Source organism: Streptomyces sp. NBC_01214, assembly GCF_026340975.1.
Classification (GTDB): Bacteria; Actinomycetota; Actinomycetes; order Streptomycetales; family Streptomycetaceae; genus Streptomyces.
Window position 1 is genome coordinate 125,202 of record NZ_JAPEOS010000003.1, and the last position, 21,070, is coordinate 146,271.

At 71.2% G+C, this 21,070-nt stretch carries 13 protein-coding genes and 3 pseudogenes; 10 read left to right on the top strand and 6 right to left on the bottom strand.

The annotated features are described in order from the left end of the window. Window positions 1–645 precede the first annotated feature (645 nt). Window positions 646–2,361: an ABC transporter ATP-binding protein gene (locus OG594_RS37010; protein ID WP_266606780.1), complete on the bottom strand. Its 1,716-nt coding sequence runs from the start codon at window positions 2,359–2,361 to the stop codon at window positions 646–648. Further along, complete coding sequence (locus tag OG594_RS37015) at window positions 2,358–5,555, bottom strand: MFS transporter (RefSeq protein WP_266606781.1); 3,198 nt, start codon at window positions 5,553–5,555, stop codon at window positions 2,358–2,360. The genes OG594_RS37010 and OG594_RS37015 overlap by 4 nt, the downstream gene beginning before the upstream one ends. A 141-nt stretch (window positions 5,556–5,696) precedes the next feature. On the opposite strand from OG594_RS37015, the gene OG594_RS37020 reads away from it, so the two are divergent. From OG594_RS37020 to OG594_RS37045, 6 genes and pseudogenes are all read left to right on the top strand, one after another. Further along, entirely contained in the window at window positions 5,697–6,377 is a 681-nt protein-coding gene (locus tag OG594_RS37020) for a TetR/AcrR family transcriptional regulator (protein WP_266606782.1), read from the top strand. 176 nt (window positions 6,378–6,553) lie between these two features. Further along, window positions 6,554–7,553: pseudogene (locus OG594_RS37025) on the top strand (PucR family transcriptional regulator). A 133-nt stretch (window positions 7,554–7,686) separates the two neighbouring features. Further along, window positions 7,687–8,143, top strand: a pseudogene (locus OG594_RS37030) (hypothetical protein); the annotation flags it as partial. Between the two features lie 205 nt (window positions 8,144–8,348). Further along, a pseudogene (locus tag OG594_RS37035) lies at window positions 8,349–8,531 on the top strand (flotillin family protein); the annotation flags it as partial. 308 nt (window positions 8,532–8,839) lie between these two features. Next, window positions 8,840–10,132 (top strand): DUF5933 domain-containing protein, encoded by a 1,293-nt coding sequence (locus OG594_RS37040; protein ID WP_266606783.1) that lies wholly within the window; start codon window positions 8,840–8,842, stop codon window positions 10,130–10,132. 95 nt (window positions 10,133–10,227) lie between these two features. Then, window positions 10,228–10,890, top strand: coding sequence for a GNAT family N-acetyltransferase (locus OG594_RS37045; protein WP_266608757.1), 663 nt, complete (start codon window positions 10,228–10,230; stop codon window positions 10,888–10,890). Window positions 10,891–11,119: 229 nt separating this feature from the next. Here the strand turns inward: OG594_RS37045 and OG594_RS37050 are convergent, their stop codons facing one another. Next, window positions 11,120–11,446, bottom strand: a complete 327-nt coding sequence (locus OG594_RS37050) for a GYD domain-containing protein (protein ID WP_266606784.1) — start codon at window positions 11,444–11,446, stop codon at window positions 11,120–11,122. A gap of 657 nt (window positions 11,447–12,103) precedes the next feature. Between OG594_RS37050 and OG594_RS37055 the strand changes: the two genes are divergently transcribed. Next, on the top strand, window positions 12,104–13,363 hold the full coding sequence (locus OG594_RS37055; protein WP_266606785.1) for a triacylglycerol lipase: 1,260 nt from the start codon (window positions 12,104–12,106) through the stop codon (window positions 13,361–13,363). Window positions 13,364–13,473: 110 nt separating this feature from the next. On the opposite strand, the gene OG594_RS37060 is transcribed toward OG594_RS37055, so the two are convergent. Continuing rightward, window positions 13,474–14,427, bottom strand: coding sequence for a glycoside hydrolase family 16 protein (locus OG594_RS37060; RefSeq protein WP_266606786.1), 954 nt, complete (start codon window positions 14,425–14,427; stop codon window positions 13,474–13,476). A 422-nt stretch (window positions 14,428–14,849) separates the two neighbouring features. Between OG594_RS37060 and OG594_RS37065 the strand changes: the two genes are divergently transcribed. The 3 genes from OG594_RS37065 (at window position 14,850) to OG594_RS37075 (ending at window position 18,766) form a co-directional block, all read left to right on the top strand. Beyond that, a complete protein-coding gene (locus OG594_RS37065; protein WP_266606787.1) occupies window positions 14,850–15,296 on the top strand; it encodes a hypothetical protein in 447 nt (148 codons plus the stop codon). A 105-nt stretch (window positions 15,297–15,401) separates the two neighbouring features. Beyond that, window positions 15,402–17,477, top strand: a complete 2,076-nt coding sequence (locus OG594_RS37070; protein ID WP_266608759.1) for a bifunctional polysaccharide deacetylase/glycosyltransferase family 2 protein — start codon at window positions 15,402–15,404, stop codon at window positions 17,475–17,477. A gap of 2 nt (window positions 17,478–17,479) precedes the next feature. Continuing rightward, window positions 17,480–18,766 (top strand): acyltransferase, encoded by a 1,287-nt coding sequence (locus OG594_RS37075; RefSeq protein ID WP_266606788.1) that lies wholly within the window; start codon window positions 17,480–17,482, stop codon window positions 18,764–18,766. Between the two features lie 27 nt (window positions 18,767–18,793). Here OG594_RS37075 and OG594_RS37080 read toward each other — a convergent pair whose 3' ends face one another. Beyond that, window positions 18,794–19,687, bottom strand: coding sequence for a DUF4436 domain-containing protein (locus OG594_RS37080; RefSeq protein WP_323185413.1), 894 nt, complete (start codon window positions 19,685–19,687; stop codon window positions 18,794–18,796). Window positions 19,688–19,745: 58 nt separating this feature from the next. Beyond that, the gene (locus OG594_RS37085) at window positions 19,746–20,903 is read right to left on the bottom strand and encodes an agmatine deiminase family protein (protein ID WP_266606789.1); all 1,158 of its coding nucleotides are present in this window, start codon (window positions 20,901–20,903) and stop codon (window positions 19,746–19,748) included. Between the last annotated feature and the right edge of the window lie 167 nt (window positions 20,904–21,070).

Below are 21,070 nucleotides of genomic sequence, written 5' to 3' on the forward strand. Positions count from 1 at the left end.
GGAGATCGGCTCCGGCGGATCGGGCCGCATTCCAGCCGCTGGGCCGACCCCTGCCCTGCCTTGCTCCTCCGGACACCGGACCCTCCGGACACCGGTCTCGCCGAACCAGGGCGTGGGGTGCCGGAGGGCGGTCGAACTCGGTGTCGACCACCGCGTTCCGGCGGTTGAGGAGGTCGGGGTTCAGCTCGTCGGCGAATCCGGGTGCGGAGAACGGTGGAGACATGACGGCGCCTCCCGGTGGGTCGTGCGACCCACAGGTGGATGGACGCAAACGGGATCGTGACTTAGAGTATCGGAATCGATACTCTAAGTCATCAAGGCCGCGCCCGAGGGTGTCGGATCGGGGCCGCAGGGCGGGGCCCCGGTCCCGTGCGGCGGGAAGCCGATGGCGCGGTCGGCGCCGGCACGGCACGGGCCGCCGCCCCGGCCCGGGGCTGGACCGGGCGGCCCCCGACCGGGAGGCGCCCCCGGTGAGCCGGTGAACCGGCGAGCCAGTGACCCCCGGCCCCCGGCGGCCCGAGACCACGCCTGCGTCGTCGGGGGACCGGCACAGGGTTTGCGCGGGCTCGCCTCCGGACTCCCGGCCGTCCGTCCAGGACGGCCGGGGGGTCCGCTACCGGCCGACGGGCCGCACCGCACGACGGGTCATTCACTCGCCGCCGGTGCGAGGGAGGCGTTCCAGAAACCGGCGTAGCGGCCGCCGAGGTGCAGGAGCGCGTCGTGGCTGCCCTCCTCGACGATCCGGCCGCCGGCCAGGAAGACGACGCGGTCGGCCCGTTGAACGGTCCGCATCCGGTGCGCGACCATCACCACCGTCCGGCCGGCCATCAGGTGCTCGATGCCCTCGTGGACGGCCGCCTCGTTCACCGGGTCCAGCGCCGAGGTCACCTCGTCCAGCAACACGACGGGCGCGTCCTTGAGCAGCGCCCGCGCGATCGAGACGCGCTGGCGTTCGCCGCCCGACAGCCTTGCGCCCCCCTCGCCGACATGCGTCGCCCATCCGTCGGGCAGCCGCTCGATCACCTCGTCCAGCCGCGCCGCGCTGGCTGCCGCCCGGACCTCGGCTTCGTCGGCGTCGGGACGGCCGAGGCGCACGTTCTCCTCGATCGTGCCGTCGAAGAGGTAGACGTCCTGGAAGACGATGGCGAACTGCGCCATCAGCACCTCCGTGTCGATCGCGCGCACGTCCACGCCTCCCACCCGCACCGCGCCGGCGTCCACGTCGTAGAACCGCGCGAGCAGGTGCAGCAACGTGCTCTTGCCCGCGCCCGACGGTCCGACGACGGCGAGCCGCTGTCCCTGCGGTACGGACAGCGAGGCGTCGGCGATCACGGTGCGGTCGCCGTGCCGGAAGGTAACGGACTCGAACTCCAGGTCATGGCGCACCGGCTGGATCGGTTCGGCCGGTTCCGGCAGCGGCTCGGTGCGCAGTACCGTGTCGAGCCGCGCCAGTTCGTCACGTGCACCGCGGAGCCGGCCGCCGATGTCCGACAGCGACAGCAGCGGGTCCGCGCAGCGGGCGGCCAGGACCAGGATCGCCAGGACCTCCGCCGCGCCGGTGCTCCCGCCGAGCGCGAGGTGGGCGCCCAGGGCCAGCACGACGGTGAACGCCGTCTGCACCGCGAGTGCCAGACCGACCACGCCGGGCAGCGCCGCCAGCGCGGTCCGGCGGGAGGCGCGCTGGACTTCCCGCAGCGAGTCGTCGAGCACCCGGAAGCGTTCCGTGGTCCGGCCGCCCGCGCGCAACACCGGCTGGGCCCGGAGGTATTCGACGACCCGCCCGGTGGCTTCGCGGTCGCGTTCGTGGCGCTCGGCGTCCGTGGCGGCCATCGAGCGGCCCGTCCGGACCTGGATCGCCGCCACGACCGGTACGGCGGCCAGCGCCGCCAGGCCCAGCTGCCAGTTGAAGGTCAGCATGACCGCGAGAATCGTCAGTGGGGTCACACAGGCGGAGATGAACGGTGCCAACAGGTGCGCGATCACGCTCATCGCCTGGAGGACGCCGCGCCCGGCCAGGACGGACACCTCCCCGATGCGGCCCGCGTCGTACCAGCCGATCGGCAGCCGGGCCAGATGGTCGCCGAGCCGGTGGTACGTGCCGCGCAACAGCGTGCTGCCGGCATGGAAGCCGGACCGGTCGCTGACGTAACGCAGCACCGCGTAGACCGCGACCGCGGCCCCGAACGCGATCAGCCAGGGCCAGGCGTCTTCGGGCGTGCCCCCGAACAGCGCCCGCAGTACGGGGACCAGCAGTGCGTAGGACGCACCCTCGACCACGGCGGTCGTCGTCATCAGGGCCACGGTGCGACGCACCGGCCGGGCGTACTCGTGCCCCAGCACGCGCAGCAGCATGCGGATCATCGGGGACCGCCTCCTTGCGTTACGCCGCTGTGGGCTTCGGTCCGGTCGGCGATCGCCGACCGGTGGGCCTGCCAGAACGCGGCGAACCTTCCGCCCCGCGCCAGCAGTTCGGCCGGCGCGCCGCGTTCGACGACCACCCCGTCGTCCAGCATCACGACGGTGTCGGCGTCGGCGATCGTCTCCGGGCGATGGGCGACGACCAGGATCGTCCGGTCGCCGCCCAGCGTGGCCAGGGCCCGGCGCACCGCCCGTTCGGTCTGCGGGTCCGCGAAGGCGGTCGCCTCGTCGAGCACGAGGACCGGTGTGTCGGCGAGCAGGGCGCGCGCGAGCGCGATCCGCTGTGCCTCGCCACCCGACAGCCCTGCGTCTTCACCGATCACCGACGCGTATCCGCGGGGCAGTTCGAGGATCCGATCGTGCACGTTCGCCAGCCGGGCGGCGCGCACCACGTCGTCGAGGTCGGCGTGCGGTACCGCCAGCGCGATGTTGTCCGCGACCGACGCGCGCAGCAGCCGGACGTCCTGGAAGACGAAGGAGACGTTCCGGTAGAGCTCCCGACTGCCGAGTTCGCGCAGGTCGACACCGCCCAGGGTGACCGAACCGTGGGTCGGGTCGAAGAACCGCGGCAACAGCTGGACCAGCGTGGACTTTCCGCTTCCCGACGGCCCGACCAGCGCGGTGGTCGTTCCCGGTTCGAGCACCAGGTCGACCCCGCGCAGGACCTCGTGATCGGCGTCGTAGCCGAATCGGACGTCGCGCAGTTCCAGCCGGTGACCCTGCGGTGCGGCCGGCTGCGCGGGTTCCGGCAGCGACCGAACGGTGAGTACCTCCCGGATCCGGCCGACCGCGCGCCGGGCGGCCTGTACGTCGTCGAACCCGTGGCCGAGGGCCGCCACGGGAGCGGTCAGGCCCAGTCCGAGCAGCAGGAAGGGCAGCAGGTCGGCCGGAGCCATGCCCCCGGTGGTGATCAGAGCCGTACCGCCGATCAGGACGGCCAACAACACGAACGGTGGCGACAGGGCCACTTGCATCCCGGCGGCGATCCCGGCGAGGCCGCGCACCATCCGCAGGAAGCTGCCGACGAAATCGTCCACCGCCGTGCGGAAGCCGCGGTGGGCGCGCCCGGATCCGCCGAACGCCTTCACCACCGAGATGCCCTGGACGAACTCGACGACGGAACTCGAAATCCGTCCCATGGCCGCGTCGAAATCCTCCTGCTCGCGCAGCCGGGTCGGGGTCATCATCAGGGGGACCAGCGCCACGGCCAGGCCGACCGGTATCAGCGTGATGAGCGTGAGCCGCCAGTCGACGGTGAAGAGGTAGACCAGCGACGCGAGCGGCACCACGAAGGCGGAGACGAGTTCGCCGGGGGTGTGGGCGATGAACGGGTGCACGGCGCTGACGTCCTCCCCCACCACCTTCGCCAGCTCGCCGGTCCGGCGCCGGGAGAACCATCCGATCGGTACGCGCCCCAGTCGCGCGGCCAGTTGCCGGCGGAACGCCAGTTGCACCTGGCCGTCGACGACGTGCCCGATCCCTGACGAAGCGGCCGTGAACAGCAGCCGGAGGAACAGGCCGGCCGCACCCGCGATCACGACCATCCGGACATGACCGTGATCGACCGGGCCGGGCGCCAGCAGGGTGCGCCCCAGTTCGGCGACCGCCAGCAGCGGCACCAGACCCGCCAATGCGCCGATGAACTGCAGGGTCACCACGGCGGCGAAGCGTGCGTAGTGGGGGCGCAGCAGTCCCGCCACGTTCGCTCCCGCCGCGCCGTCGCCATCGGCCGGCCCGACCCGTTTCGGTGGACCGGTTCGGCGCAGGACGGCGAGGGCCACGAGGACCGCGGCGATCACGAGCGCGGCGCCGAGGGTCAGCCCGAGGGCGTACCCGTCGTTGAGCGTCCCGGGTGTGGCCGTCCCGCCGGTGCGGTGGTGCGCCGCGGCGCCGAGGACCGCGAGTCCGAGTGAGGCGCCGATCTGGCGCGAGCTGTTGAGCAGGCCCGCGGCGGCGCCGCTCTCGTGGGGCGCGACGCCGGCGGTGGCGAGGGAGGCGACCGGTCCGAGGCAGAGCCCGAAGCCGCCGCCGCTGAGGAGCGAGGGCCCGAGGACGTCGGTGGTGAAGCCGCCATCGGGGCTGATCAGGCCGAACCAGGCGAGCCCGGCCGCAGCCAGGAGTCCGCCGATGACCACGAGCGTGCGGGGCGCGAGGCGGTAGCCGAGCTTGACGGCGAGCACGGAGCCGGCGACCAGGGCGAGGGCGAACGGCAGGAACATCATCCCGGTCCGCGCCGGCCCCGTTCCGAGGACTTGTTGGAGGTAGAGGGACGCGAAGTAGAAGGCGGAGGTCATGGCCGCGCCGATCAGGAGCACGGCGGCGTTCGCGCCCGCGACCGAGCGGTTGGCGAACAGGCCGAGCCGGATCAGTGGTTCGCGGGACGTGGTCAGCTCGACACGGACGAACGCGGCCAGTAGTACGGCGGCGACCGCCAGGGTCGTCAGGGTGACCGGCGAGGTCCACGCGTACCGGTCCGTGCGGACGACGCCGAACACGAGCAGGGCCACGCCCGCCGTGACCAGGACGGCACCGAGCACGTCCGGACGGCCACCGCGAGCGGCCGGCGGTCCTCCGACGACGCCGCGCCAGGCCAGGGCCAGCGCACACGCCGCCATCGGCACGTTCACGAACATGACCCACCGCCAGTTGGCGTACTCGGTGAGCACGCCGCCCATGACGACGCCGAGGGCGCCTCCGGCCGCGTTCGCCGCACTCCATGCTCCGAAGGCCTTGATGCGGGCCTTGCCCGCGGGGAACGTCGCGGTCAGCAGTGCCAGGGCGGCCGGAGCCAGTGCGGCGGCCCCCACGCCCTGTGCCGCTCGGGCGGCGACGAGGTGGCCGGGTTCCTGGGCGAAGCCGCCGAGGAGGGAGGAGAGCCCGAACAGGCCGAGCCCGAGCAGCAGGACCCGCTTGCGGCCGTACCGGTCCGCGGCCTTGCCGCCCAGGAGCAGCAACCCGCCGAAGGTGAGGGCGTAGGCGTGGATCACCCAGGTCAGGCCCACCGCACTGAAGCCGAGGCCGGCAGCGATCTGGGGGAGCCCGACGTTCACGACGGAGAGGTCCAGCGACACCATGAACTGCACGAGCGCCACCACGGCGAGCGTCAGCCCCGGCCGGGCACCCGAACTACTCGTCATCACGAACTCCACTCCCGGCGCTGTCAGTTAACTTTCGGAACATGTTCCGAAAGTATCATCGGGCGGGCCGCGGCGAAACCGCGGAGGGCTGAAACCGCACCCGTTTCGAGGCGGAGGACGGCGGGGCGGCATGATGGGACGATGTCCCGAGCGCCCGCGTCGCACGGCCGCACCGGCCGACCGCCCCTGACCTCCCGTGCGCAGATCCTGGTGGCCGCCCGTCGGCTCATCGACCAGGACGGCTGGGAGAAGCTGACGATCCGCCGCCTGGCCGCCGAGCTCGGCATCGGGGCGACGACCTTGTACCACCACATCCGGAACAAGGAAGACCTGCTGCTCCTCCTGCTCAACCAACACATCGAGCAGATAGAGCGCCCCCAACTGCCCGATGAGCCGCGCGAGCGCATCGTCACGGCCGCCACCGCGATGCACGACGCCCTCACGGCCTGGCCGTGGGCCGCGGAGGTCCTCTCGGCCGACGGTTTCGTCGGCCTCCTCGACGAATCGGCGATGTGGATGGTCGAAGCCATCGTGGCCGGCGCCGACGATCACGGATGCACACCCGAACAGACCGTCGACGTCTTCCGCAGCATCTGGTACTACACCGTCGGCGAGGTCCTCGTCCGCGCCCACTCCGCCCGCCGACGGGACGAAGGGCAACCCTTCGCCTACCGCGACGACCTGGACCCGGCGCAGGTGCCCCACCTGGCCGCCATCGGTGTCCGATGGGCCGCGCTGGCCGCACGGGACATCTACCCCCAGGGACTGGGCACGTTCGTCGACGGGCTGCTCGCACGAGCCACCCCCCGCGGTACCGGCTGAGCTCGGACCGGACGCGGCGCGCACGCCCCCAGGTCCGCGTGCCGGTCCGCCCCGACGCACGTGTCACCCTGGTCCCGGATCGAGGACGGGCGCCGGTGCCCGTCGGGATCGGGGGAGGAACGAGGGACGTGGCGGACCGGGAAGCGCCGGAGGACCGGCTCGGCGAGTACGTCGACATGCTGCGGCACGCGTGTGCCACGGGGCGTCGCCTCACCCGTACCGAGCTCGACTCCCGCCGCGGCGAGGGGCAGCGGGCGGCGGAGGCGGGCCTGCCGTTGCGCGGGCTCATACGGGACCACCTGGCCGCGGCCCAGGGCGTCCCGACGCGATCGCAGGCGACGCTGCTCGCCGCGGTCGAGCAGGCGGTCGACGCGTTCGTCGAGGGGTACGAGCGGTCCCAGCGCCAGGCGGTCCGTCAGGAGGAGGCGGCGCGACGGGAGTTCATCGACGACCTGCTGTACGGGCGCAGCGGGCTGGGCCTGCTGGCGGAACGGGCCGAACGGTTCGGGCTGCGCCTGTCGCAGGCCCATGCGGTGGCCGTGGCCGGCCCCGAGCCGTACGGCGACGGCTACCCCGTGGCGCGCCGCATCGAGGAGGCGGTCCTCGGCCGGTTCGGGAACCGGCAGGTCCTGCTGGCCACCAAGGACGGCAGCCTCATCTGCGTGGCGCCCGGCGATCAGCCCGATGTCCTGGCCCACTTCGCCCAGCAGGCCCACGCGGCGACGGACGGCGGGCGCGTCGCCATCGGCCGCTCCCACCCGGGTCCGGGCGGGGTCGTCCACTCCTACGAAGAAGCCCTCAACGCCCCTTGATCTCGCTGAGCGGATGGGGCTGGAGGGGCCGGTGCTGCACGCGTCCGACCTGCTGGTCTACCCGGTGCTCAGCCGCGACCGGCAAGCCATGGCCGACCTCGTGGAGAGCGTCCTGGGCCCGCTCCACCAGGCGCGCGGCGGCCCCGGGCCCCTGCTGGACACCCTCACCGCCTACTTCGACAGCGGCTGCGTGGCGACGGAGACCGCCCGCCGCCTCTCGCTGAGCGTGCGCGCCCTGACGTACCGGCTGGGGCGCATCCACACCCTCACCGGTGCGGACCCGGCGGACCCGGCGGACCGGTACACGCTCCAGACCGCGGTGATCGGATCACGGCTGCTGGGCTGGCCCGACGCCACGGCGTGACCGGGGGCACCCTGCCGGACCGCGGCGTCAAAGAGTCGTAAGGATTGCCGGAGGCGGGCAATGTGCGGCACCTTCGCGCGCTGGCACGATGCGGTTGTCCGGCGGAAACGTCGGCCCGGCGGGGGAGGTGCTCATGGCCTTGTTTCTAGGTCTCGGCATCGGGGGAATCGTCCTGCTGGCCGGCTCGCCGGTGTTCGACGGGTGGCTGTCGTTCCCGGTGGTCGCGGGCTTCGTCTCGATGCTCGGTTTCACGGGGGCGATCGTGCTCGGGACCACGGGTCTCGGGCCGGGAGCGGCAGCCGCCGCCGGGCCGCGGCCGGTGCGGGGGCCGGCCGGTCGACGTACCGACTGGGCCTGGCCCTCTCCCGGGACGGCAGCGGGGCGGCCCGCGCCACGGCGAGCTCGTCGGGTCGGCCGGGACCGTGGTCACCGCCGTTCCGGCGGGCGGGTACGGGGAGGTCCTGCTGAGGCTGGGCGGCCAGCCGGTCAAGTACGCCGCGACCGCCGGTGGCCCGGTGGCCCTGGGCGCCGAGGTGGGGGTGACGGCGACGCCGTCGTCCACCTCGGTCGGCGTGCGCGCCGTCGAGCGCCGACCCGGGCCGCTGACCCGGGCGCGCTTCACCTCCTCCTTCACCACCGATCTGCCCGTGTGAGAGCGGGCAGGGGGGATCCACCATGAGTTCGGTCGTCGTTCCGGTCGTGGGAGTGGTCGTACTCCTCGCGCTGCTCGCCCTGGTCGTCGTCACCCGTTACAAGGTCGCCGGTCCCAGCGAGGCGTTCCTGATCACCGGCCGGCTCCCGCAGGTGGTCGCCAAGGCTGCCGAACCGCTCAGCGCCATCGACAAGATGACCGTCATCTCCACGGACGGCGCGAACAAGCCGTCCCGCACCGTCGCCGAGAACGTCGCCCAGGGCATGGAGTTGCTCGGCTCCACCACGGGGGTCGACCTCGCCCGGCTCCTCAAGGGACTCACCGCGACCGCGACCGCGACCGTGACCGTGACCGAGGCGGCGACGCCCGCTCGGCCCGCCCCGGCCAACGGCAAGATCGCGATCACCGACCGACGTCCGGAGCCGTACCCGCCGGGGGCGGCGTCCGATTGCAGTTTCCGGTCAGGTATCGCACCCTCGATCAATCAAACCTACCCACTCCGTTAACATGTCCGGTCTGACAATGTTCACGTTGGACCACGATAAGCGGCCGGAAATTGACATCATCGATATCGCGGGTTCTTTCTCGAATAGGCGACGGCGCCAGGTCCGCCACGCGTCCCCGACCCCGGGTCGTGCTGTGGGCCGCGGTGGGTGTGATCGGGCTCGGATTCCTCGTCGCACTTGAGCTGGCCGCGCGCCAGTACGGCGTGCCCGGTCCGATCACCGTCCAGACGCGAGAAGTGATCTTCGCCCCCCAGTCGGGGACGGTGCTGTACGCCAGCATGGCGCTGATGATGGTGGTGCTCACCTGGCGGCAGCGCTTCATCGGGCTCGCCGCCGCGATCGGCATCGACCTCGTCTTCTGGCTCGTGCGGTGGGTGGTCGGCGCCCAGATGATGTTCGGCAACGGCGCGTTGCTGGTGACCTTGGCCTGGGCCGTCATCGCCGTCACGCGTCGCACCGGACATGAGCGCCTCCTCCTGCTGAAGGGCGTGGGACTGGCCCTGCTGCTGGTGACCGGCCGCAAGACCGGCTACACCTGGCTGCTGATCACCTCGAAGTCCCGCCCGATGGTGCTCGACCAGTACGTGGCGACCGCCGATCACGCGCTGGGCAACCCGTCGTGGGTGGCGGGCCGGATCGTCGAGGCCACCGGCACGGTCGGCTTCCGCGTCCTCGAATTCGTCTACATCCAGCTCGCCGTCGCCGCGGTCGCCGTCGCGCTGTACCAGCTGCGCCACGTGGCGGCCCTGCGCCGCTTCCCGAGCCACCACCTGGTGCGCACCTTCCTGGTCATCGGGCTGCTCGGACCGGGCATCTACATGATCTTCCCGGTGGTCGGGCCGATCTTCGCCTACGGCGCGGACGGCGCGCAGTGGGCGGTGGCCGACCTGTGGCCGAACACGCCGCCGCCGCTCGGTACCCCCGCACCGATGCCCTTCGACGAGTTCACCCCGCGCAACTGCATGCCCAGCCTGCACACGGCGTGGGCCACCGCGATCTTCATCCATTCCCGCAGGGCCCCACGGGCGCTGCGCCACGCGGGCACGTTCTGGCTGATCGCCACGCTCGGAGCCACCCTGGGCTTCGGCTACCACTACGGCGCGGACATCATCGCCGGCGTGGTGTTCACGGTCACGATCGAGACGGCGCTGCGCTCGCTCGCCCGCGGCTGGGACCGGCCCGGCATCCTGCTGACCACCTACGGCACCGCGGTGTTCGTCGCGTACCTGGCCTCGTACCGCTATCTGTCGGTGCAGCTGGCCGCGTACCCGTGGGTGTTCGGGCCGCTGCTCCTCCTCGCGATGGGCTCGGTGATCTACGGCTTCGTACGGATCACCAAGAAGTGGGAACGGGAGGCCGCCGCGGAGGCCACGGTGCGCGTGCCGGAACCGCGACGCGAACCGCAGCCCGAACTGGTCTGAGCGCGCGGGGCGCTGCGGCCGGCCGGTCCGGTCGCCGCTCCGGGCGAATTCCGGTGGGGCCGGTGAGCGGCGCCGAGTAAGGTCGGCCCGTCGTGATGGACGCGGGGGACGGCGGGTCGGGCATGGAGCAGGCGAAGGCGAAGGCGCCGGCGTCGGTGGAGCTGGTGGAACTCGCGGGGGAGCGGGTCCGGCTGGAGCCGCTGGAGCTGCGGCACCACGACGGGCTGTGCGCGGCGGTGCGCGACGGCAGCCTGTGGGAGCTCGCCGTGACGCTCGTCCCCCACCCGGACGACGTCCGCGGCTTCATCGAAGAAGCGATGGCGGCCCGCGCCGAGGGCACGCAGATCCCGTACGCGACGGTGGACGCGGCGACGGGGGAGGTCCTCGGCTCCACCCGGCTGATGATGATCAACACCGCGCAGCGGAGGTTGGAGATCGGCTGGACCTTCCTCGCGGAGTCCCGTCAGCGGACCGGCGCGAACACCGAGGCGAAGCTGCTGATGCTGACGCACGCCTTCGAGGTGCTGGGGATGAACCGGGTCGAGCTGCTGACGGACGTACGGAACGCGAGGTCACGGGCGGCGATCGCCGGGCTGGGCGCGACGCACGAGGGCGTGCTGCGGCACCACATGGTCATGCGGGACGGTTGGATCCGCGATACGGCGGTGTACAGCATCACCCGGCCGGAATGGCCGGCAGCGAAGCGCGCACTGGAGGCGCGCCGCACGGGCCGACCCGCACCACGCACCGGGAAGTGAGCGCCAGGCGGCGAGCGCCATGAAACCCGGCCGGGCCCGGTCCGGCCGGCGGCGGTTCGTCCGTCAGGCTCCGCAAGGGCGACGTCGTCACGGGTGACGCGCCGCTTCGTGGGAGCGGTCAGGACCCGCCATCGACGTCCGCGCGCGGCAGCGGTGCGTGCCCGCGTCGTACGCCGGCGCTGACGCCGGTGATGCACCGGCCGCGGCAGAGAGCCCGCTCGCGGGGCCGCTACTCGCCAGGTGCCCGGTACCGGACCTGCTCCGCTCTGCGCAGGGCGTCCAACGTTTCGTCAACGCTGATGAGAACGGTCGTCTCGAACGAGCTGAGCGCCCCACCTCCGCTGATCGCCAGCGCGACGGAGGCCATGGACACGTTGTCCGGGGCTTCCCAGAGGTTGTAGCCGTCGTGCGTGCCGAAGGCGTACCAGAACCCGTGGAGCTTCCCGCCCACGGACTCGATGTACGACCGCGCGGCCTGTGCGCGGTCCTCGGGGTGGCCGATCAGCCTCGCCCAAGTCTCCGGTGTGTAGCTGAACCTCGACAGATAGAGCGGCATCGTGTGTCCCCTTCGTCCCACCGATCCATGCCCGCAGTCGGTCGGAGAGGATCGGGGTGGCCGCCGGTTCCCCCGAATAGCCGGGGACACCGACCACTACGGCCCACACGAGAGCTGCCAAGGCCGACGCACAGGCCCGAGGCCACGTGCACCAGGGTGTCGCCGACGGTGGTCGCCGGGCGGCGTACGCAGGTCAGCAGGTACGGCCGCCAGGCGTACTGGCTCCGCCGCCCCGGGCGACGGCCCGGTGGGTACGGGCGAAGGCCTCGGCGCCGGAAACCGAGCCGTGCCCACGCAGCAGGGCGCGGGGTTCCCCGCCGCCGAGGCTCGGTTCCGACCGCCGGTGAGAGCCGGGCGCCCCTCCGAAGTCGGCCCGGGTTCGGAAGTCTCTTCCCTTCCCGGCCTCCGGGTCGGCCGGGGGATGGCGCGAAGCGGAGCGTGGATGTCTGCCTGCGTGGTGTGGCGGAAGGTGTTGATGGTGACGTAGGGAGCAGCGGGGCTGGTGGTACGCAAGGTGTTTCCCGACATCCATCACGTTGAGTAGTCGAGCGCGTGATTTCTGTAACCATGGTGTCGGGCGGTCGCGAGCTTGCGATGACGGCGGAACGCGACCCGGCCTTCAGTGAACCCGTGAACTGCGCAAGGAGTCAGCTGATCATGTCCACCCCTGTCGTCGACGTCTGGGGACCGGTCGCCCCCGGGACCCGCTCCTCGTACCCGCCCGCGCCGGAGCCGCATGACGAATGGAACCTCGCCGGAGGCACGGCCTGGGTCTACTACAGTCCGCTGAACCGCAGGCAGCTCATCAGGCCCGTCATCCTCTCCGACGGCTTCTCCGGCGGGTCGAGCAACCTCGACCAGCTCTGGCACGGCCTGGAGGAGAACAGCGAATACCGCTTCGTCTCCGAACTCCACGCGACCGGCCGGGACGTGATCATCCTGGGCTACGACGACCGGACGGCATCGATCACGGCCAACGCCGACACCGCCATCGACTGCGTCCGCCGCGCCATTGCCGAGCGGGTCGGCCGGGCGAAGCTGGCCGTGGGCGGGTTCAGCATGGGCGGAATGGTCACCCGCTACGCGCTCGCCAAGATGGAGCAGGACCCCGCGCTGCCCGACCACGAGACGTCCCTCTACTTCTCCTACGACTCTCCCCACCACGGCGGATGGTTCCCCGTCGCCCTGCAAGCCTTCACGCACTTCGCGACGGACAAGTGGGGAGACGCGGACGGCATCGGCCCCGTCCTGCGCCAGTTCTCCGGCCTGCTCAACAGCCCCGCCGCGAAGCAGATGGCGCGGTGGCACATCGGAAAGGCCACGGAGACCCCCCAGCAGGCTCCGGAGCGGGTGGAGTTCCTGAAGAAGCTCGACGAACTCGGCGGGTGGCCGCGCCAGGTCCGGAAGATCGGTGTCGCCAACGGAGTGGCCACCGGCGTCGGCAACGGCGTCCGGCCCGATGCGACCGCGGTGAGGTGCGACGGAGAAACGCTGCACGACACGTGGCTCAAGACCCAGGCGCAGGGGAACCAGGTGGTCGCACGCCTGCAGAAGACGGGCGAGGAGCCGATCTCGATCCGCACCAGCGGGCTGCCCGACATCGACGGCGCTCCCGGCGGCCTGTTCACCATGCCGTCCCCCGCCGGCGACCCGGGCAGCTTCGGCTTGGCCGCCCTCCTCATGGGCCTCCTCGGCAACGCCGTGGACCCGGAGGTCATCCGCACGTCCTGCTTCATCCCCAGCATCAGCGCCGTCGCGGCCGGTGAGATCGACGACCCGAAGGCGCTCCACCGTCCGATCGCACCGGAGCACAGCGCGCTCGACGCCTTCGTGTGCGCCAGCCGCAACGAGGGACACACCACCATGACCGAAGAACTCGGCGCATGGATCGTGAACGAGATCGTGGCGGTCGACTGACCGTCGGGGCGGGCGGGCCGCACCGGCGGGCCCGCCCACCCCGAACCCCCCGCCGTCAACGTCCTGTTCGGCTTCGGCCACCGCATCCGTTCACGGAACCCGGACCGGGGTCAGGACTTCGGCACGGTGTTGAGGTGGTTGATGCCGGAACTGTAGAAGCCGTCCACCGTTTTCTGGACATCCGCCTGGGAAACGGCCTCACCGGCTTTGTAGTAGAACCAGTTGACCTTCATGTCCCACGTCCGCGAACCGCCGGTGAAGGGAAGGTCGATGAACCAGTTGCTGAAGTGGACGTCCATTTCTTCGCGCGCGACGTACTTTCCGGAACTGGTGAACAACTCCTTGCCGTCGAGGGAGTAGGTGACCTTTCCGTTCATGAAGGTGATCATCAAGAGGTGCCACCCGGCAACGCGCTTTTTGAGTGCGTGAGTTACCCGGTCCGGCGGATCGGCCTTGAACCAGCTCGTGGTGTCGAGTTGTGGTCCCACCGAACCCCAGCCGCCGTTCGGCAGGTACTCGTAGTCGAGTTCGCTGTAGTTCGTCGAGGCGTCCGAGGCGTCCGAGGCGGAAATCGGAAAGAAGGTCTCGACGACGTGGTCGCCGTTGCGACCGCTCGTGGGCTTGTCGCTGAGGTGGACGCGAGCGGCGTACGTCCCCGTGAAGAGGCCGGTGCCGGTGCTCTGCACCTCGACCTGCCGAGTGCCCTCCTTGGTGCCGTCGGTGGAGGCCTGCAACTTTAGGACCCTGCCCCCCTGCGCCGTCGGGTCGGAGGGGAAGCCGGCACCGGTGGTGGACCAGGTGTCCTTGATCCCCGGGCCACCCCCGTCGGTACGGACCTGCCAACCGTGGGCGGCGAGCGAGGGGTCGTCGGGGCCGCTGTAGTGGAAGTTGTCGAACAGGGTTCCCGGCGGTCCGGACGGGGTCGGCGCGGTGCTCGGGGCGGCGTCATCGACCCCCTCACCGGATGGGGAGCCGCCGGAACACGCGGCGAGTACGCACAGCAGGGCGGGCAGCGCGAGCACGGTCCACGCGCGACGACGAGGGGTGCGACGGGGCTGGCTCACACAGGCTCCTGGGGGCGTAAAGGCGGTACCCGGACACGCCCTTTAGAAAAGGATCAACGACCATTACCGGTCGCACGAAGGGGTCATCCTAACGACGGCTCGGACGGTGTTGCGCACGCGGTTGCGGCGGCGGCGATGGTGCCGGGAGAAAACGAATGTCACCGGCCGGGCGCGTGCTGATCAGTACGCGGATTGTGCGGGTGCCTGTGCGTCGGTACCTATCGGTAGGCATTTCAATCTGATTACGGCACCTGGCCAGATCCCATCAAATTCGCACATCGCGCACCCTGTGAATGCGGCCGGTGCGCTAGCGTTCGCCGTGCGGTTCCACGGTCTACGTACCCTGCACTGAAAGGCCTCGCAAGGTGCGCCCTGTCATCACTTCCGTCGAACGCGAATCGGCACGCGAGGCACCATCTGACATGTGCGAGTCGAGTTTCGAGGAGCCGGGCCCCGCACCGGTCTTCGTCGACCAGTCGGGATTGCGCGGCCGTCTGCTGCGCGGCGTCGGCTGGCCGGTCTCCGTGGTCGGCGCGATCCTGGCGGTCGCCATGGGCAGCAGCCTGATCGGTGTGCAGGCGGACGCGCCGGCGATGGGCATACCCGCGCAACCCTCGCGGCCGCCCGCCCCGTCACCCTCACCCGCGCCGTCGCGCACCCCGTCGTCCGCTTCGACCGCCTCGTCCGCACCACGGACGGTCGCGCGGTCCGCGACACCGCAGACGAAGAGCTCGGCCGCCACTTTGAAGACCGCGGCCGCCACCTCGAAGAGCTCGGCCGCCACCTCGAAGACGGGTGCGACACCGAAGCCCGGAGCCACCGCGCCACGCGGGGCGAAGCCTTCCGGCCGGCCGGCCAAGCAACCCTGATCACCCGCACCGCCATCTCCAGGAGCGTCATTGTCCCGCCACCAGCGCCGCCGGCAGTCCCTGCTCAGGCCGCGCCGACTGGCCGCGCCACCGCTGCGCTTCTTCATGCCGCTGTCGCTGCTGGCCTGCCTGCTGGCGCTCCTCGTCCTGCGCGGCCTCGCCACCAACGAGGCGTTCCACGACTCCCGGATCGCGATCTCGGTCGACAAGACGACCGTGCCGGAGAAGCTGCTCAAGGGCGGTCCGGTCATCGACGCGCGCGGAGCCAAGAACGAGCACCCGGTGAGCTACCACATCCCCGACCGGACCGCGGTGCTGAGCTTCGACGACGGCCCCTCGCCGGAGTGGACCCCGAAGATCCTGGAGGTGCTCGCCGCCCGCAAGGTGCGGGCGGACTTCTTCGTGACCGGCGCGATGACCACGCGCAATCCCGAGCTGATCCGCCAGATCGTCGCGGGCGGCCACGAACTCGGCGTGCACACCTTCACCCACCCCGACCTGGTGTACCAGTCCCATGCCCGGATCAGCTGGGAGCTGGCGCAGACACAGCTGGCACTTGCCGGGGTCGCGGGCGTCCACTCCGCGCTGTTCCGCCCGCCGTACTCCTCCGACGCCACCGCGATGGACGATTGGAACTATCCGGTCATCAAGTACGTCGGCGCGCGCGGCTACCTCACCGCGTTCATCGACCGCGACACCGACGACTGGAAGCGCCCCGGCGTGGACGCCATCGTCAAGGCGGCGATGCCGGCCAAGCCCGGTGCCGGTGCGCTGATCCTGCTGCACGACGCGGGTGGCGACCGTACCCAGACCCTCGCCGCGCTCGTGCAGATCATCGACCGTCTGCAGGCCCAGGGCTACCGCTTCACCACCATCTCCGAGGCGCTCGGCGCCTCCAGCGCGACGGTGCCGGTGAGCGGATTCCAGCTGTGGGCGGGCAAGGGGTTCATCTGGGCCACCCAGGTCGCCGTGCACACCCTGCCGGTGCTGGTCTGGCTGCTGGCCCTCGTCGGCTTCCTCAACTTCGGCCGCTTCGCGCTGATGATCGTTCTTGCACCGATCCACGCCCGCCGCTCCAAGCGGCGCGACGCCTGGGGACCACCGGTGACCGAACGGGTCACCGTACTGGTCCCGGCCTACAACGAACGCGAGTGCATAGCCAACACCCTCCACTCCCTGGCCGCCAGTGACCATCCGATCGAGGTGATCGTCATCGACGACGGCTCCACGGACGGCACGGCGGACATGGTCGAGGAGATGGCCATGCCGTTCGTCCGGTTGATCCGCCAGGTCAACGGCGGCAAGTCCAGCGCGCTCAACACCGGTATCGCGGCGGCCTCGCACGACATCATCGTGATGATGGACGGCGACACCGTCTTCGAGCCGTCCACCGTGCGCGAGCTGGTCCAGCCCTTCGGCGATCCGGCGATCGGCGCGGTCGCGGGCAACGCCAAGGTCGGCAACCGCGAGAGCCTGATCGGCGCCTGGCAGCACATCGAGTACGTCCTCGGCCACAACCTCGACCGCCGGATGTACGACGTGCTGGGCGTCATCCCGACCATCCCCGGCGCGGTCGGCGCCTTCCGCAAGGAGGCCCTGCGCCGGGTCGGCGGGATGAGTGACGACACCCTCGCCGAGGACACCGACATCACCATCGCGATGCTCTGCGACGGCTGGCGGGTCGTCTACGCCGAGCACGCCCGCGCCTGGACCGAGGCGCCCACCAGCCTTCCGCAGCTCTGGTCCCAGCGCTACCGCTGGAGCTACGGCAGCATGCAGGCGATGTGGAAGCACCGGGGCGCGGTGACCTCCCGCGGGCCGGCCGGCCGCTTCGGGCGACTCGGGCTACCGCTCGTCGTGCTGTTCGGCGTGGTGGCCCCGCTCCTGGCACCGCTCGTCGACATGTTCCTGCTGTACGGCGTGCTGTTCGGGGACGCCCCGATCACCCTCACCAGCTGGGGCGGCTTCATCCTGCTCCAGGCCGCCCTGTCCTGGTACGCCTTCCGGCTCGACCGCGAGAAGCCCTGGCACCTGATCAGCCTGCCGATCCAGCAACTGGTCTACCGGCAGCTCATGTACATCGTCCTGTTGCAGTCCGCGATCACGGCGCTGACCGGTGGCCGGCTGCGCTGGCAGAAGCTCCGGCGCACCGGCGAGGTCGTCGTACCGGTGGAGGCCTGACCGTGAGCGCATCCTTCGACCTCGGTCGCACCGGGGACACCGTGCAGTTGCGGGTTCCGGCCGCACTGCGAGCTGAGCCGGGGCGGAATCCCGCCCTGGAGCCGACACCTGCGCCGGAGCTGCGGGCGCAGCCGCCGACCGAACACAAGGGCGGCCGGGACCGCTATCTCGACCTGCTGCGCGCGCTGGCACTGGGCCGCGTGGTGCTCTACCACAACTTCGGCTGGTTCTGGCTGCCCCTCGTCTTCCCGTCGATGGGCGTGATGTTCGCGCTGGCCGGCTCGCTGATGGCCCGCTCGCTCAGCCGTCCCGCCCTTGGCGTGGTCCGCGGCCGACTGCGCCGCCTGCTGCCGCCGATGTGGCTGTTCGGCGCCATCATGATCGGCCTCCAGATCCATGCCGGCTGGGGCCCCCGGTCCGAGGGCCACCCCACCTGGTGGTGGGCCAAGCTGGCCTTCTGGATCCTGCCGCTGAGCACCCCGCCGTACGCGGAGGAGCTGGCCGGCTTCCCGTTCGTCGAAGACACCTGGGCAGCGCAGGTCATCGTCCCGCTCTGGTACCTGCGCGCGTACCTGTGGTACGTCCTTCTCTCGCCGCTGCTGCTCCGGGCACTGCGACGGTTCCCGGTGGCGACGCTGTCCGCTCCGCTGGCGATGGTGATCGTCATGAACGTGTTCTTCGCCGACCAGGAGTTCGTCTACGGCCGGGTCTGGGAGACCGCCAACGACTTCGCCACCTTCGGCGCCTGCTGGATCCTCGGCATGGCCCACCAGGAGGGGTTGCTGAAGAAGATCCCGCAGTACGTGCTGCCGTCCGTCGCACCGCTGATCATGGTGGCCGGCTTCTGGTACCTGCAGACCCGTCCGGTCGACCCGACCGTGACGACCGACATCGAGGCCTGGCCCATAGCCCAGGCCCTGTGGTCCTTCGGCTCCGTCGCCCTCCTGCTCCACGTCAGCCCGTACTGGGAGCGCTGGCCCAGGCCGCTGGAACGCTGGAACGGCCTGGTCAGCCTGCTCAACGCGCGCGCCGTCAGCGTCTACCTCTGGCACCAAGTCGCCCTGGTGGCCGCCGTCCCGCTGATCGACCCGCTCTGGAGCGTGCCCTTCGTCTACGCGCACTTCCAGTGGCTGCTGGCCAGCCAATGGTTCACGCTGCTGGTGGCGCTCCCGCTGCTCGTGCTGTTCGTGCTGGCCTTCGGCTGGGTGGAGGACGTGGCCGCCAAGCGCTCGCCGCGGCTCTTCCCCTACCCGCGCCGCGGACGGGGCAGGCGCCGTGCCGCCGACTGACCGGGCCACCCGGGTTCCCACCCGCACCTACGAGGGCGCGTCCGTGGGGGTCGTCGCCGGGGGTTCGGCGCGGATGCCCGTGACGACCACCGTGATGAGGCAGAACGCGATGACCGTCTCCGCCCAGAGGAAGGCGATGTAGTCGAGCAGGCAGCCGATGGGCGGGGAGCCCGGGGCCGTGTTGCGGAAGGCGGCCAGCGCGAAGAGGGTGGCGGCCATCCAGCCGAGGGCGGGCCAGGTCAGGCCCTTGCGGCGGGTGACCAGGTACCAGCCGCCGATCAGGACCGAGACGGCGAGCGCCCACATGGCGAGCATCATGAAGATCGCGAAGATGAAGACGCTGTTGGACCGGGCCAGTTCGATGTCGAGGACCGCGATGCCCTGCACCGTGGAAGCGTCGACCGTCGCCGAGAACAGGACGTCGTTGTTGGAGAGCGTGACCCGGACCGGGACCTTCTCGCCGCCGAGCACCGCACCGAATTCGACGTCCGCCCCGTAGGCGTCGAACGGGTAGTCCGTGATCGAGCCGCCCGTCAGGGCCACGGGCACGTCCATCGTGGAGATGCGCTGGTGCGCCTTGAAGGTCAGGTCGCCCCGGGTGGCCGTCGAGGTCTGGACGGTGAGGTCCTCGGTGGGGGAGACCCCGTCGGCCTCGGCCAGGGCGCCCCGGGGAGTGACCAGGACGCGCAGCGTCATCTCGCGGCCCGCGGCGTCGACGCGCTGGATCGTGGCGTTGACGTCGATGCGGTCCCGGTCGGCACGCCCCGCCGTGTACACCGTGTCCAGGGCCTGGCGTTCCCCGAACTGGAGCCACGCTCCCACCATGACCGCCGCGACGATGGCGATCAGGACCAGGCCCGGCAGCAGCGGGACGCGGCGCGCGGGGCGCGCGGGGCGTGCGGGGCGGTGGGAGTTCGACACGGTGTCTCCGGTGGTGCGGGGGCGCGGGGCGCGGGTGCGGGGCGCGTGCGGGCGCGGATCAGGCGGCGGGCTTGCCGGGCTGGTCGTGGGTGGAGCAGTGGATGCCGCCGCCGCCCGAGGCGATGGTGTCGATCTTCACCATGACGACGTCCCGCTTCGGGAAGTGCTCCCGCAGGATGCCGCGGGCGCGGTCGTCCGCCTTGCGGTCGCCGAACTGGGGCATGAACACCGAGTCGTTGGCGACGTAGAAGTTGGCGTAGGTGGAGACGAAGTCGTCTCCCTCTCCCGTGATCCGGTTCAGGTCGGGCTGCGGCAGGTCGATGACCTCGAAACGGCGGCCGCGGGCGTCCGTCGCGTTCGACAGAACGGACTTCGCCTGGTCGGCGGAGCGGGACCAGGAGTCCGGCGGGGTGCTGGGGTGGGCGCGGTCCAGCAGCACCACACCGGGGGCGGTGAAGCGTACGAGGCTGTCCACGTGCGCGTCGGTGATGTCCTCGCCGCGCACGCCGGCCAGCCAGATGACCTTCTGGACGCCCAGGGTCTGCTTGAGCTCGGCCTCGATGGTGTCCCGGGACTTCCCCTTGTTGCGGTTGTCGTTGACGATCGAGCTCTCGGTGACCATCAGGGTGCCCTCGCCGTCGGTCTCGAAGGAACCGCCCTCGGCGACGAGCGGGGCCTGCACCCTGGGGATCTGGTACTTCTGCAGCAGCAGGCGCCCGACCTGGGCGTCGTTGGTGTGCTCCTGCTTGTTGCCCCAGCCGTTGAAGTTGAAGTCGACGCCGACGACCTTGGTGCCCTCCTCGACGAACACGGGGACGGTGTCGCGGGCCCACAGGTCGTCGACGGCCAGGGGGATCACCTCGACCTGGGAGCCGACGGCCTTCTGGGCCGCGGCCACCTGGTCGGGCCGCGCCATCATGATCACTTCTTCGTAGTCGCCGACAGCCCGGGCGATCCGCGCGATGTCCTCGCGCACGTAGGGCAGGTCCTGCTCCCAGACCGAGGCGAGGGCCGGCCAGGACATGAAGGTGCGGGTGTGGCTCTCCCACTCGGCGCCGAACCGGCGCTTTCCGTCCGCGCTGGGCTGGGAGGAGCCGGCGGCGCCGGGCCGCGTACCGGACTCGGCGGGACCGCAGGCCGCCGCACCGAAGACGGCGGCGCCGATCCCGGCGAAGGTACGGAGGACGGACCGGCGGGTGGGGGGAGTGAACGACACGGGGGACTCCGATCGTGTGCTGGCGGAGCGAGAGGCGTCCGGCCAGGGCGGGCACGGGAGGCGTGGCAAGCCGGCGAGCCGGGCCCTATCCAAAGGGTGCACGCTTTGCACCGAGAACGTCCGGTACGCACGGGAAAGTGGTGCGGCCGGATGTCGTCCACTGTCGT